We start from the raw sequence: 14,161 nt of genomic DNA, 5'->3' as shown, positions 1-14,161 counted from the left end.
CCTACTTGATGAGCCTGACGACGTCGCGGAACCGCCTGTGCCGCGCCGTGCCGAGCCACTCGAACGCCACCATCTCGGTCGTTACGATCTCGGCGCCGTGGGCCGCCATCCGGGCGAGCGCGGCCTCCCGGTTCTCGATCCGCCGCGAGCCCACGGCGTCGGCCACCACGGCGACGCGGCGGCCGGACTCGCGCAGCCCGAGAACCGTCTGCAGCACGCAGACATGCGCCTCGCAGCCGCTGACCACGAGGTCGCGATCCGTGGGCAGGCGCTCGAGGAAGCCGGGCGTCCGGGTCGCGCCGAAGCTCATCTTCGCGAAGGCCGTCCCGGGCTCGGGCGCCAGGGCCGGCACGGTCGGCCCGAGGCCGCCGGCATTCTGCTCGGTGACCAGGACCGGGACGTCGAGCAGCTGCGCGGCGGCGAGGAGGCGGCCCGCATTGGCGACGACCCCGTCCCCTTCCGCGATCGTCGGCATCAGCCGGGCCTGAACGTCGATGACGAGGAGGAGCGAGCGGGCGGGGTCGATCAGCGGCATCGATGTCTGGTCCCTGCGGACGGGTCGCGTCGGAGACGGAGGGGGCCCATCCTGGCCCCATCCGAGCCGTATCCTCGCCCCATCCGGTCCGGTGGGGACCGCGCCCGCAGGCATGACACGTGCGCGCCCCGACCGCGACCCCGCCCTAGAGCCGCTCCCGATCGTTTTGCGACGGTTGGGAAGGGCGGCGACTCCGGTCCCGGCAGCCGCGCCAGGCTCCCTCTCCCTCGCGGAAGAGGGCACCGGTGCCTCGTTCGGCACAACCCCGGCGGTCGCCTCCGTCCCGAACCGACAGGGAACGGCTCTAGCGGAGCGCGATGTCGCCGGGGATGTTCGCCGCCGCGGCGCCGCCGGCGGCCTTCTCGAACCACCGCCGGGCGGCTTCGAAATCCTGCTTCACCCCGCGACCGTTGACGTAGAGGAAACCGAGATTGTTCATCGCGTCCACGTTGCCGCCGGCGACCGCCCGCTCGAACCAGCGGCGGGCCGCGGCGGCGTCCCGCTTCACGCCCTGACCGTTGAGGTGCAGGCTGCCGAGGGCGTTCATCGCGTCAACGTTGCCGGCGGCGGCGGCCTTCCCGAACCAGGACGCGGCCGCGCCGTAATCCTGCCCGACGCCCTGACCGTTGGCGTAGAGTAGGCCGAGATTGTACAGGGCCGACGCGGCGCCGGCGGCCGCCGCCTTCTCGTACCAACTGCGCGCGGTGGCGTAGTCCTGCGTCACGCCCTGGCCGGCATCGTAGAGGCTGCCGAGGTTGTTCATGGCCTCGGCGTTGCCCGCCAGGGCGGCCTTCTCGAACCACGCCGCCGCGGCGGCGTAGTCCTGCTTCACGCCCTGGCCGTTGTAGTACAGGCTGCCGAGGTTGAGCATGGCGTCGACGTCACCGCCGGCGGCCGACTTCTCGAACCAGCGTCCGGCCGTACCGAAATCCTGCTTCACGCCCTGGCCGTTGATGTAGAGGATTCCGAGATTGTACATCGCGGCGGCGCTGCCGCTGACGGCCGTCGTCGTGGAGAGGCTCCCGGCGGTCTCCGCCTGTGCGCCCAGCCCGGACAGGACCGAGAGCGCCAGAGACATGGAGACGATGGATGTCGCGCGCATGGCCGTGAATCCCTGTGCGGGCACGCGAACGGTCATGCCCTGCGCGGAAGCCGATCCCGAGCATCTTCCGCAATGCTGAAGGCGTGTTCCCGAACCTTCTTCGTCCGCTGACAGTCTTACGGGCGAAAAACCCTTCGGCTGGACTGCACCGGACTGATCCTTGACCTATCCGGGCCCGGCAGGACTTTCTGGACCAAATCGCACATGCGGCCCGCATGGTCGGCCGACATCGCCGGCGCGCGCCACGGGCCGCGACAGGGTTCGCGCGCGGCGGGGACCGTGCGGGACCGGCCGGAAGGAGGCGTTGAGGGCTCGGCGGGGCGGGCGACCGGTCCCGGGACGCGTCGCTAGTAGGTCGCGAACAGCCGCGCCACCGCCTCGGGCTCCGCCGTGACGGTCAGCGCCAGGGCGAGCAGGATCCGGGCCTTCTGCGGGGTGAGGTTGTCGGCGCTGAGGATGCCGCGGCTGCGCAGCCGGGTGGTGAGCGGGACCACGCCGCTGCCGGCCCGGGTCGACATCACCACCACGATCCCGGCGGCCGCCGCCGCCTCCAGGGCCTCGGCCTCGGCGGGCGCGGTCATGCCCGGCGCGAGACCGGCCGCGACGAGGCCGCGCGCGCCCGCGGCCAGGAAGGCCCGGACCGCGGTGCCGTCGGCGTCGGCGTACCCGTAGGCGACGTCGACCCGCGGCAGCGCCGGCAGGGTCCGGATGTCGAAGGGCGTGCCCGGCGCGTGCGCCCGCTCGGAGCGGCGGTAGTAGCGGACGGACTCGCCGTCGACGTGGCCGAGCACGCCGAAATCCGGGGTCCGGAAGGTCTGGAGCCGGGCCACCGAGGTCTTGGTCACCTCGCGGGCCGCCTGGATCTCGTCGTTGAGCACCACCAGCACGCCGCGCCCGCGGGAGGCGGGCGCCGCGGCCGTGCGCACGGCCGCCACGAGGTTCAGCTTGGCGTCGGTGGAGAGGGCGCTCATCGGCCGCTGCGAGCCGACCAGCACCACCGGCAGATCCACCGTCAGGGTGAGGCTGAGCGCGTAGGCGGTCTCCTCCAGGGTGGCGGTGCCGTGCCCGATGACGATGCCGGCGAGGTCCGGGTGCTCGGCCGCGAGGCGCTCGCACAGCTGGACGAGGTCGCGCCACTCGGCGAACCCGATCGCCGGGCTCGGGACCGCCCGGAACGGCACCGGCACCACCGCGGCGACCGTCGCGAGTTCCGGAACCGCGTCCAGGATCGCGCCGGCCTCGAGGCGCCGGTCGGTGGCGGTGTAGTCGAGGATGTCGAGGGCATCGCGGCCGAGGGACGAGATCGTCCCGCCCGTGCCGATGAACGCGACCTTGGGCAATCCGGTTCCCGTTCCTGCCGCCATGCCGTCTCTCCCGAGCTTGTCCGGCGCTGTGATGCCGCGTCGCGCGGCCGGGGTCGACCCCGGCCGCGCGCAGGCGGGCGATGCACCGGGCGGGAGGCCCGCCGGGCGCGTCCCCGGCCTCAGCTGCGGAAGTCGAGGAGGAGCGCCGAGACGGCGCCGCTGTTGGCGGTGCCGCTCGCCCCGTAGCCGACGCGGCCCGACTGGCCGCTCTGGAGCTGCTGGATGAAGGTGGATAGCAGGTCGTTCGTCGTGCGCGCCGCGTCGGTGGTCGAGGTCGAAGTCGAGGTCGAGGCCGACGCGGAGACCGACGCCCCGCTCCCGGCGCTGCCCGCAGCGTCCGTCGGCGCCGGGCCGGGCGGGGGCCCCGGCGGCGGGCCGTCCGGGCCGGCGACGTCGCCAGTCCCGTCGCCAGTGGCGTCCGCGCTCTGGGTGCTCCGGCCGTGGCTGGCGAACAGGTTCTTCAGCTCCGTGGCCTGGTCGGCGGTGAGGCTGCCGCTGCTGACCTGATCGGCGATCAGGCCGTCGATCCGGTCCTTCATCGAGGACGGGTCGAGCCCGGACCGGCTCGTCGCGCTGGTCGAGGCAGCGCTGGTCGACGACAGGCTCCTATCGATGCTGCTCAAGGCGCCCGCGAGGGCCGTCGCGTCGGTGCTGCTGATCGTGCCGGCCGACAGCGCGCTGCTGATCGTGTTGGACATCCGGGTCTGGGGCGACGCAGGCGGCGACCATCGCTGCGCGGCGAGCTGTGCTGTCGCGGTGGACGAGACGGTACTCATGGGGGGCTCGGGTCACGGATGAGCCGGATTCGCCCGGCGGCGGGTCCGTGTGCAAATTACCCACGCGGTTCTTAAGGCCGCGTTTCCGGGATCGCCCGGATTCCCGTCGCGCTGGCGGACTCGGGGACGGCCCGGAGCCGGGGCACGACCAGGGATCCCGGTCGCGCCGCTCAGAGGCTCGCGGCCATGCGCAGCGGCGGCGCCTCGGCCGGACGCGCCGCGGCCTCGGCGTGGCCGTAGAGGCCGCGGTGCTTCGGGTTCGGCGAGAGCCGGTCGGTCAGGCCGATCACCGTCTCGGCGGCGCCGAGCAGGAGCGCGCCCTCCGGGGCGAGCTGCGCCGCGAGCCGCGCCAGGACGTCGGACTTGGTCGGCGCGTCGAAGTAGATCAGCACGTTGCGGCAGTAGATCACGTCGAACTGGCCCAGCGAGGCGAAGCTGTGCAGCAGGTTGAGCTGGCGGTAATCCACCATGCTGCGCAGGCTCTGAGCGATCTGCCACTGCTCGCCGACCTGGGTGAAGTACTTGATCAGCCACTGCACCGGCAGGCCGCGCTGGACCTCGAAATGGCTGTACAGCCCGAGCTTGGCCTTCTCGATCACCTCGGTGGACAGGTCGGTGGCGACGATCTCCACCTGCCAGCCGGCGAGCCGCGGCGCCGCCTCCTGAAGGAGCATGGCCAGCGAGTACGGCTCCTGCCCGGTCGAGGCCGCCGCGCACCAGATCCGCAGCCGGCGGCGGCCGGCATTGCGCGCCAGCACGTCCGGCAGGAGCGTGTCGCGGAACAGGTCGAAGGGGATCCGGTCGCGGAAGAAGAAGGTCTCGTTCGTGGTCATGGCCTCGACCACGGCCCGCTCGATCGTGCTGTTCTGGGCGAGCTTGAGGGCGCCGATCAGGTCGCCGAGGCTGGCGAGGCCGAAGCGGCGGCAGACCGGGGTCAGCCGGCTCTCCACGAGGTAGCGTTTCTCCGGCGTCAGCGCGAGGCCGGAGCGCTGCTTCAGGAAGGTGCGCAGGAATTCGAACTCGAGCTCGGTCATGCCGGCTGCCCCGTGATCAGGGCGCGCAGCGCCGTCGCGAGTTCGGGCAATGGCAGCACGGCCTCGGCGAGCCCGGCCCGCGCGACGCTGCCCGGCATGCCCCAGACCGTGCTGGTGGCCTCGTCCTGAGCGAGGACCGGGCCGCCGGCCTCGGTGAGCGCCCGGGCGCCGTTGGTCCCGTCCGAGCCCATGCCGGTGAGGATCACGGTCGCGGTGGCGGCGCCGAAGACCACCGCCGCGTCCTTGAACAGGACGTCGACCGCGGGGCGGCAGAAGTTCACCGGGGGGCCGTCGGTGAGCTTGATGATCGGGCCGCCGGCCCCGCCGGCCAGCCCCATGTGGCGGCCGCCCGGGGCGACGTAGATGCGGCCCGGCTCGACCCGCTCCTCGGCCTTGCCCTCCGCCGCTGGGAGCCCGGTACGGGTGGCCAGGTGCTCGGCGAAGACCGCCGTGAAGATCGGCGGCATGTGCTGGACGATCAGGACCGGCAGGCGCCGCAGGGCGGCCGCGCCGATGCCCTCCAGCATCTCGCCCACGGCCCGCGGGCCGCCCGTGGAGGAGCCGATCAGCAGGGCGCGGGGCTGGGTCCGGTTGCGGACCTTGGGCCGCAGCGTGAAGGGGGTCGCCGGGCGCGCCGCCGCGGCCGGCGCCGGATGCACCGCGGCCGGTGCGGCCGCCGGCGCGGCGTGGTACCCGGGCGCGTGGCCGGCGGGCGCGGCGGCCGGGCGCCGGCCACGCGCGCGGGCGGAGCCGAACACGCGGACGCGCTCGATCAGCTCGACCCGGAACGTGTCCGAGGTGGTGACGCCGCGGCTGCTCTCCGGCTTGGCGATGTAGTCCACCGCGCCGAGGGCGAGGCATTTCAGCGAGATATCGGCGTTGCGCGTCGTCAGGGTCGACATCATCACGACCTGCACGCTCGGGCTCATGGCGAGCATGCGCGGCAGCGCGGTCGTGCCGTCGAGTTCCGGCATCTCGATGTCGAGCAGGACCACGTCCGGGTCGTGCTTGGCCATCAGCTCCAGGGCGATCCGGCCGTTGGAAGCTGTGCCGACGAGCTCGAATCCGGCCTCGCCGATCCAGCGGGCCACGAGGCCGCGCACCACGGCCGAGTCGTCGGCCACGAGCACACGGATCGCCGTGGCCGATGAGGTCGTGCTCTGGGTTGGCGGCGTGCGCAGCGGGGCGACCGCGGGACTCAGGGCCATGATGATTGCCTCGGGTGCAGGGTCGCGGGGCTCGGGCCGCGGGTCAGGGAACAGGCGATCAGGCCGCGTCGGCGACGAGACCGACCTGTTCGAGCTTGGCCGTCAGGATGTCGCGGTCGAAGGGCTTCATGATGTACTCGTCGGCCCCCGCCCGGAGGGCGCGGGCGATCGCCCCGACGTCGTTCTCGGTGGTGCAGAACAGGACCTTCGGCGCGCCCCCGCCCTCGCTCTGGCGCAGAGCCTGGAGGAACGCGTAGCCGTCCATGTTCGGCATGTTCCAGTCGAGCAGGATGGCGTCGGGCATGCTGGCCGCGCAGGCCTCGAGGGCGGCGCTGCCGTCCTCGGCCTCGCTGACATTCATGCCGAGATCCTCGATGATCCGCCGGGCGACCTTCCGGATCACCGCGGAATCGTCCACCACCAGGCAGGTGGTCTCGTGGGGCGCCTTCATCGACCTCTCCCTCAAGCCGCCTTGGCGCCGGCGGGCGTGAAGCCGAGGAGCGCGTCCACGTCGAGGATCACCAGGAGCCGGCCGTCGAGGCGGTGGACGCAGGTGGCGAGGTCGCGGAAGCGCGGATCCAGGTTGATCGGCACCGCCTCGCGGCTGTCGGCGCCGAGCTTGAGCACCTCGCCGACGCCGTCGACCACCAGCGCGAAGGTCTCGCCGGCCTGCTCCAGGCCGATCGCCATCTTCGGGCTGGCCTTGCTGCCGTCCGCCTCGGCCTCCGCGTCCGGCAGGCCCAGGCGCCGGCGCAGGCTCATGGCCGTCACGACCCGGCCGCGCAGGTTCAGCAGGCCGACGATCTCGGCCGGCGCCAGGGGAACCGGCGTCACGCCCGACGGGACGAAGACGTCGTGGACCCGCTCGATCGCCAGGCCGAACAGCGTCTCGCCGACGAAGACCGTGACGAAGTCGTCGGTGGCGCCGGTCTCGGCGCCGTTGGTGGTGGCGCCGCTGGTGTTGGCGTTGGCAGCCTGCATCGGAACTCTCCGGATTCGTTCGTCGCGATCGTCGCGATCGGCCTGGGTCGATCGGCTTGGGTCGATCGGCCTGGGTCGATCGGCTTGGAGCGATCGGCCGGGGTCGATCGCCCGGGGCGGGCGGCGCGGCGGCTCAGGCGGCTTTCGACACCGTGGCGGCGCCGATCTCGGCCAGCGCCGAGATCAGGCCGCTGCGGTCGAACTTCGCCACGAGGTCGCTGATCGCCAGCGCCCGCGCCTTCTCCACCGCGTCGGCGCCGATCGCGCCGGTGAGGCCGATCACCGGGAGCCCGGCGAGGCGCGGCTCGGCCCGCCGCATCGCGGCGACGAGGTCGAAGCCGCTGCGACCCGGCATCTCCAGGTCGGTGACCACCACCTCGATCTGCGGATCGGACTGGAGGGTCGACAGGGCCGTCTCGGCGCTCGACGCCGTGACCACCTGGTAGCCCGCGGCCTTCAGCACCGGGCTCAGCATGTCGCGGAAGAAGGCCGAGTCGTCGACCAGGAGGACCGTGGAGATCTGCTCGGGCCGCTTGAGACCGCGCGCCCAGTCGTCGTAGGCCAGCGGCAGGAAGTGGGCGATGTTGATGATGTCGGTCGCCCGGCCCCGCAGCACCGCCGAGCCGATCAGGTCCGACCGGTCCGCCGCGATCTCGATGTCGAGGCGCTCCTCGACGATGTCGACGATCTCGTCGACCACGAGACCCATGGCGCGCTCGCCGTCGGAGAACACCACCAGGGCCTGCGTCCCCTCCGACTTGATGGTGATCGCCGCGTCGGCCGGGACCAGGGGCATCAGGCGCCCGCGGTACTGGATCAGCGCGCGGCCGCCAAGCCACTCGACCTTGGCGCACTCGATCTCCTCGAGACGGGTGACCAGCGACAGCGGCACCGCCTTGAAGCTGCCCTGGCCGCCCTTGAACACCAGGAGCGTGGTCTTAGTGTCGGTCATCTCGACCGCCTCGTCGGCGTCGGCGTCGATGTGGCCGCCGCTGCCCTGGACGCCCTGCGCCACCTGACGGGCCACGCCGTTCGGATCGACGATCAGCACCACGGCGCCGTCGCCGAGGATCGTGTTGCCGGCAAACATCGGGATGTGCCGCAGCTTCACCGACATCGGCTTCACGACGATCTCCTCCGTGTGGAAGACCTCGTCGACGAGGATGCCGAAGCGCTCGCGCCCGACCTGGGCGACCACCACGAAGCCGGCCTGGTCCGTCTCCGCGCCCGGGCTCGTCTGGCCGAGCAGGCCGGTGAGCGAGACGATCGGCAGCAGCCGCTCGCGCAGGCGCAGCACCGGCGCGCCGTTGATGTGCTCGACCCGCTGCGCCCCGGCATCGACCCGGACCAGCTCCAGCACCGCCACCTGCGGCAGGGCGAAGCGGTGCTCGCCGGCCCGGACGATCAGGGCGGCCACGATCGCCAGCGTCAGCGGGATCTTGATGGTGAAGGTGGTGCCGCGACCCGCGGTGGTGGCGATGTCTATCAGGCCGCCGATGGTCTCGATGTTGGTCTTGACCACGTCCATGCCGACGCCGCGGCCCGAGACCGAGGTCACCGCCGCCGCCGTCGAGAAGCCGGCGTGGAAGATGAACTTGGCGACCTGGGCGTCGGTCATCCGCTCGATATCGGCCTGGGAGGCGAGGCCGCGCTCCGCCGCCTTCTTGCGGATGGCCGCGAGGTTCAGGCCCTTGCCATCGTCGGCGATCTCGATCGTGATCGTGCCGCCCTCGTGGTAGGCGGCGAGGCGGATCGTTCCGCGGGCGGGCTTGCCCGCCGCCACGCGCTCGGCGGTCGATTCGAGGCCGTGATCCGCCGAGTTGCGGACCATGTGGGTCAGCGGGTCCTTGATGACCTCGAGGACCTGGCGGTCGAGCTCGGTCTCGTTGCCGACCATCACGAGGTCGATCTGCTTGCCGAGTTCGGCCGAGAGGTCGCGCACCACGCGCGGCAGCTTCTGCCACGCGTTGCCGATCGGCTGCATGCGCGTCTTCATGACGCCTTCCTGCAGCTCGGCGGTGACGTGCGACAGGCGCTGCAGCGGAACCTTGTAGCTCGAATCCTCGTGCCGGCGGGCGATCTCGAGGAGCTGGTTGCGGGTCAGCACCAGCTCGGAGACCATCGTCATCAGGTGTTCGAGCGTGTCGACGTTCACCCGGATGGTCTGGTTCTTGGCGGCGGCGGTCGTCTCGCCCTCGGCGCCCTCGACCTTCTCGGCGCGCGCCGGCTCGGCCTTCTCGGTCTTCTCGGCCTCGACGGGCTCGGGCTTCTTCTCGGCCTTGGGCGCCGCGCTGACGACGGGCGCGGGCGCCGGGGCGACGGCGGCCGCGGGGGCGGGCATCGCGGCCACGGGGGCCGGCGGCGGGAGGAAGTCCGATTCGTCCGGACCAGGAGCGGCCAGGAAGGCGGCCTCTAGGTCGTCCAGGGAGACCTCGCCGGGCTTCAGCTCGCGGACCACCGGATCGGGCAGGACCGGCTCGGGCGGCGGCGGCGGGGCGGCGGCCTCCGGCTCCGGCGAGCCCTCGGCCATGCGCTCCAGGGCGGAGATGAGGTCGTCGTCCGAGCCCGCGGGCTCCGTGCCGGTGGCCTCCAGATCGGCCAGGATCGCCTTCAGCCGGTCCAGCGTCAGCAGGATCAGGGTGACGGAATCCGACGTGGCGGGCAGCCCGTCACGGAAGCGACCCATCAAGGTCTCGGCGGCGTGCGCCAGAGCTTCCAGCCGCGGGAGTCCGAGGAACCCGCAGGTTCCCTTGATCGTGTGCACGAGTCGGAAAATGTTCCGCAGAATAGTCTCGTTGTTCGGATCCTGCTCGAATCGAACCAATTCTGCATCGACCGTGTCGAGATGCTCCCCGCTCTCGGTCAGAAACTCGCGAAGCAGGTCGTCCATAGGCGCTACTCGTTACGCGGAGAAGGTCTCGCGCAACCTACTTACTCGCGCGGGGTTAGGGAAGCGTTTCCATCCCGGCCCCGCGCGGCACCTTTTTCAGAGTTTCACGCCAGCGCCGTGTCCGAAGCTTCTCCATCGGAGTCTTCGGACGCGTCGATCACTGCGGGCGTGGCGGTGATAGTCACTTCATCGCCCTCGATGGCGAAGCGGACATCCATGGCGGCGGCCCGGGCCACGAGGCCCGCGTAGAACGGCAGGATGCCGTGGGCGTCGACGGTGCCGCTCTCGGGGCTGCCGGCCATCAGCTCCTCGACGTGGGGCGGGATGCGGGCATGCGAGCCCTTGGCCTTCAGCACCAGCGTGGGCGCCTCGCCGTCGCCGGAGACGACGACGTCGATCAGGCCGCCCCGGGGAATCGCCGAGGTGGCGACCATCACGAGATTGAGCAGGAGCTTGACCTTGTTCTTCGGGAACAGCGCCTGCGGGGCGCTCCAGGTCAGCTTGGTCTTCTCGTCGGAGAACATGCCCTTGGCCACGCTCTCGGCGTCGGCGAGGTCGATCGAGGCGCCGGCCGAGCCGGCGGCCCCGAAGGCGATGCGGGCGAATTTCAGCCGCGCCGAGGCCTGACGGGCGCTCTTCCCGATCAGCTCCAGGGCGAAGGTCCGCATCGATTCGTCCTGGTCGTCCTCCAGGACCTCGAGCCCGTTCACGATCGCGCCGACGGGGCTGATCACGTCGTGGCAGACGCGGGAGCAGAGCAAGGCGGCGAGGTCGAGGCCGTCGAGAGTCAGGGTGGGCGAGGTCGGGGAGGACATGGTGCGCTCCGGGCGGGCGGATCGGAAATGCGGACGTCTGCGGGCCGGGGCCCCGGTCGGGGCTGCCGGTTCCCGGCCGCCCGGTTCTCGGCCGCCCAGTCCTCGGCCGCCCCTGCGGCGATCGAGTCGCCCGAAGGGATCCCGCGCGGCCCGCGGGCCGGACCGGGGGCGACGACCGGTCCGCACGGATAGACGCCACGGTCGGCTTTGAAAAGCGTTACCGGATCGGACGGAAGGCCGGGACGGCCCCCGATTCCGGGCCCGCGCGGCCGCGAACGCGTCGCCGCTGCCCGGTCCTGGCCGCATCGTGAACGCGCGGCGGGCGCCGCAAGCCGTGCGCGCCGGACCGGACACGGGCGGCCCGGTCGGCTACGATGCCGGCCCCGTCGCGCCAGGGAGGATGCGGCATGAGAGATGAGACCGGTCTCCCGAACGGATCGGCAAAGAGAGCGGCCGCCGAGCCAGCCGAGACGCTGCGCGCGCGCCTGCGCCCCCGGCTCGGGCTCGCCGACCCGGACGCCGCGGGGGCCCGGCTCGCCGAGCTCGCGCCGGCGCTGCCGGCCGGCTTCCTGACACCGCCCTGCCGGGAGCTGCTCCTGGGCCTGGCGGATCATTCCCCCTTCCTGTGGCGGGCGGCCACCCGGTCGCCCGAGCGGCTCGTCGCCCTGCTGGATCAGCCGCCGGACGCGGCGAGCCGGGACATCATCGCGCGGCAGCGCGCCGTCAGCGCCGCCTGTGGGGCGAATCCCGACCTTGCCGAGGTCGGCCGGCAATTGCGCGCCAACCGGGAGGCCCACGCCCTCCTGGTCGCCCTGGCGGATCTCGGCGGCCGCTGGGACCTCGACGCGGTGACCGGCGCCCTGTCGGCCTTCGCCGACGCATCGGTGAGCGGGGCGGTCGAGGCGCTCCTCCGGCAGGGGATGGCGGCCGGGCGGTACCGGCCCAAAGATCCGGAGGCGCCGCAGGACGGGTCGGGCCTGATCGTCCTGGGCCTGGGCAAGCTCGGCGGCTGCGAGCTGAACTACTCCAGCGACATCGACCTCGTCGTCTTCTACGAGGCCGAGCCCGCCGCCGCGGCGACCGGCGGCGATCCGAAGCCCTTCCTCGTCAAGCTGGCGCAGGGGCTGGTGAAGCTCCTAGCCGACCGGACCGCCGACGGCTACGTCCACCGCATCGACTACCGGTTGCGGCCGGACCCGGGCTCGACCGCGGTGGCGCTCTCCACCGGCTTCGCCTTCGACTACTACCAGACGCTCGGCCAGAACTGGGAGCGCGCGGCCTTCATCAAGGCCCGGCCGATCGCCGGCGACATCCCGGCCGGCGAGGCCTTCCTGGCGGAACTCGCGCCGTTCATCTGGCGCCGGCACTTCGACTTCCCGGCCATCGCCGAGATCCACGCCCTGAAGCGGCAGATCCACATGGTCCGCGGCCACGAGACCATCGCGGTCGGCGGCCACGACATCAAGATCGGCCGCGGCGGCATCCGGGAGATCGAGTTCTTCGTCCAGACTCAGCAGCTCGTCTTCGGCGGCCGCAAGCCGGCCCTGCGGGGCCGCCGGACCGTGGCGATGCTCGGCGAGCTCGTCGCGGAGGGCTGGATCGACGGGCGGGCCCGGGACGAGCTCTCCGCGGCCTACGCGTTCCTGCGCACCCTCGAGCACCGGATCCAGATGATCCGGGACGAGCAGACCCAGCGCCTGCCCACCGGGACCGAGGCGCTGACCGCGCTCGCCCTGTTCGCGGGCTTCCCCGACCTGCCGGCCTTCGAGGCGGCCCTGCTCCACCATGCCGGCCGGGTCCAGGCGCACTACGCCCTGCTGTTCGAGGCGGAGCCGGAGGCCGGCGCCGACGGCACCGCCTTGGTCTTCGGCGAGAGCGAGCCGGATCCCGAGACCCTGGCGCGGCTCGGCGCCTTCGGGTTCCGGGATCCGCCCCTGGCCTGGGAGACCGTGCAGGGCTGGCATCTTGGGCGCCGCCCGGCCCTGCGGACCGGCCGGGCCCGGGAGATCCTCGCCGAGATGCTCCCGGCGCTGCTGCGCGCGCTCGGCGGCACCGCCGACCCCGACGCGGCGCTCCTCGCCCTCGACCGGGCCTTCGCGCGGATGCCCGCGGTGGCCGAACTCCTCGCCATCCTGCGCTCGCACGAGCGCCTGCGCCTGCTGTTCGCCGACATCCTGGGGACGGCGCCGCGCCTCGCCGACACGGTCGGCCTGAGCCCGCACGTCCTCGACACCGTGCTCGACGCCGATTTCGTGACGCCGACCACGGATCCCGACGAGGTCCGCGCGCAGTACCGGTCGCTCCTGGGCCAGCCGGCGAGCCACGAGGAGAGCCTCGACCGCTGCCGGGACGCCACCCGGCAGATGGCCTTCGTTACGGGCGCCCGCCTGCTGTCGGGCATCCTCACCCCGCGCCAGGCCGGGGAGGCCTACGCGGCGATCGCCGAGGCCACGGTGGCGCTGAGCCTGGAGGCGGAGGAGCGCCGGTTCGCCCTGGACCACGGCGCGGTGCCGGCGGGCCGCTGCTGCATCCTGGCGCTCGGCCGCCTCGGATCCCGCCAGCTCAGCGCGGAGTCCGACCTCGACCTCCTGTTCCTGTACGATTTCGACCCGGAGAACCGCACCAGCGACGGCAGGCGCCCCCTCGACGCCGTGGTGGCCTACAACCGGCTGGCGCAGCGCGTGTTCGCGGCGCTCACCACGGCCACGCGGCGCGGCCGGCTGTACGCGGTCGACCTGCGGCTGCGGCCCTACGGCAGCCACAGCCCGCCCGCCGTGCAGCTCAGCGGCTTCGCGGCCTATCACGGCGGCGAGGCGGAGCTCTGGGAGCACATGGCCCTCGCCCGTGCCCGGGTCGTCGCCGGCGACGCCACCCTGGCGGCCGACGTCACGGCCGCGATCGCCGGGATCCTCCGGCAGCCGCGCGAGACCGCCGCCGTCTGCGCCGAGGCGGGCGCGATGCGGGCCCTGGTCGCGCGGGAGCGGGGCCATGCCGGCCCCTACGACCTGAAGCTCGCCCCCGGCGCGCTGTTCGACCTCGACTTCCTCGCCCAGGCCATCGTGCTGAGCCAGGCACGCGACTGGCCCGGCTGCATCGGCCTCGGCGCGGAGTCGCTCTTCCGCGAGGCGGCGGCGCGCGGCCTCCTGCCCGCGGCGGCGGGCGAGGCCCTCGCCGAGACCTACGGCTTCCTCGACGCCGTCTACCAGTGGCAGCGGCTCGTGATGACCGATCCCGCCGCGGAACCGTCCGAGACCGCGTCCCAGCAGATCGCCAAGGCGGTGGGCCTCCCGGACGCGCGCGGCCTCGCGGCGGAGCTGCGCCGCCACCGCCGCCGGAGCCAGGCCCTGCTGGCGCGGATCCGGCGGACGGTTCGGATGCCGGCCGCCGCGCGGGAGCTGCCGGAGCGCCGATGAGGCGGCGCTCCGGCCAGTGGCCGTCGACATTCCCCCCCCGCTC

The 14,161-nt window shown here is 72.9% G+C and carries 11 protein-coding genes; 1 reads left to right on the top strand and 10 read right to left on the bottom strand.

The genetic code is table 11. The features are described 5' to 3' along the window. Position 1 precedes the first annotated feature (1 nt). The 10 genes from H288_RS0120165 to H288_RS0120120 all read right to left on the bottom strand — a co-directional run bounded on the left by H288_RS0120165 (position 2) and on the right by H288_RS0120120 (position 10,705). Positions 2–535 carry an isochorismatase family protein gene (locus H288_RS0120165; protein ID WP_020094384.1) on the bottom strand — a complete coding sequence of 178 codons (534 nt, stop codon included), beginning with the start codon at positions 533–535 and terminating at the stop codon, positions 2–4. Positions 536–839: 304 nt separating this feature from the next. Then, positions 840–1,637 carry a tetratricopeptide repeat protein gene (locus H288_RS0120160; protein ID WP_020094383.1) on the bottom strand — a complete coding sequence of 266 codons (798 nt, stop codon included), beginning with the start codon at positions 1,635–1,637 and terminating at the stop codon, positions 840–842. A gap of 347 nt (positions 1,638–1,984) precedes the next feature. After that, positions 1,985–3,001 (bottom strand): asparaginase, encoded by a 1,017-nt coding sequence (locus tag H288_RS0120155; RefSeq protein WP_026605119.1) that lies wholly within the window; start codon positions 2,999–3,001, stop codon positions 1,985–1,987. Between the two features lie 119 nt (positions 3,002–3,120). Then, entirely contained in the window at positions 3,121–3,699 is a 579-nt protein-coding gene (locus tag H288_RS0120150; protein ID WP_234081375.1) for a hypothetical protein, read from the bottom strand. 248 nt (positions 3,700–3,947) lie between these two features. Further along, positions 3,948–4,811 (bottom strand): protein-glutamate O-methyltransferase CheR, encoded by an 864-nt coding sequence (locus tag H288_RS0120145; protein WP_020094379.1) that lies wholly within the window; start codon positions 4,809–4,811, stop codon positions 3,948–3,950. Continuing rightward, positions 4,808–6,019, bottom strand: coding sequence for a chemotaxis-specific protein-glutamate methyltransferase CheB (gene cheB / locus H288_RS0120140; RefSeq protein WP_020094378.1), 1,212 nt, complete (start codon positions 6,017–6,019; stop codon positions 4,808–4,810). The genes H288_RS0120145 and cheB overlap by 4 nt, the downstream gene beginning before the upstream one ends. A 58-nt stretch (positions 6,020–6,077) precedes the next feature. Then, on the bottom strand, positions 6,078–6,470 hold the full coding sequence (locus H288_RS0120135) for a response regulator (RefSeq protein ID WP_012320961.1): 393 nt from the start codon (positions 6,468–6,470) through the stop codon (positions 6,078–6,080). Positions 6,471–6,481: 11 nt separating this feature from the next. Next, positions 6,482–7,000 carry a chemotaxis protein CheW gene (locus H288_RS0120130; protein WP_020094377.1) on the bottom strand — a complete coding sequence of 173 codons (519 nt, stop codon included), beginning with the start codon at positions 6,998–7,000 and terminating at the stop codon, positions 6,482–6,484. A 133-nt stretch (positions 7,001–7,133) separates the two neighbouring features. Next, on the bottom strand, positions 7,134–9,890 hold the full coding sequence (locus tag H288_RS0120125; RefSeq protein WP_020094376.1) for a hybrid sensor histidine kinase/response regulator: 2,757 nt from the start codon (positions 9,888–9,890) through the stop codon (positions 7,134–7,136). 104 nt (positions 9,891–9,994) lie between these two features. Next, complete coding sequence (locus H288_RS0120120) at positions 9,995–10,705, bottom strand: histidine phosphotransferase family protein (RefSeq protein ID WP_020094375.1); 711 nt, start codon at positions 10,703–10,705, stop codon at positions 9,995–9,997. A gap of 407 nt (positions 10,706–11,112) precedes the next feature. Between H288_RS0120120 and H288_RS0120115 the strand changes: the two genes are divergently transcribed. Continuing rightward, positions 11,113–14,118 (top strand): bifunctional [glutamine synthetase] adenylyltransferase/[glutamine synthetase]-adenylyl-L-tyrosine phosphorylase, encoded by a 3,006-nt coding sequence (locus H288_RS0120115; protein WP_020094374.1) that lies wholly within the window; start codon positions 11,113–11,115, stop codon positions 14,116–14,118. The last annotated feature ends 43 nt before the right edge of the window (positions 14,119–14,161 follow it).

This window comes from Methylobacterium sp. 285MFTsu5.1, from assembly GCF_000383455.1.
Classification (GTDB): domain Bacteria; phylum Pseudomonadota; class Alphaproteobacteria; order Rhizobiales; family Beijerinckiaceae; genus Methylobacterium.
This window is presented reverse-complemented; position numbering and strand designations above follow the sequence as displayed.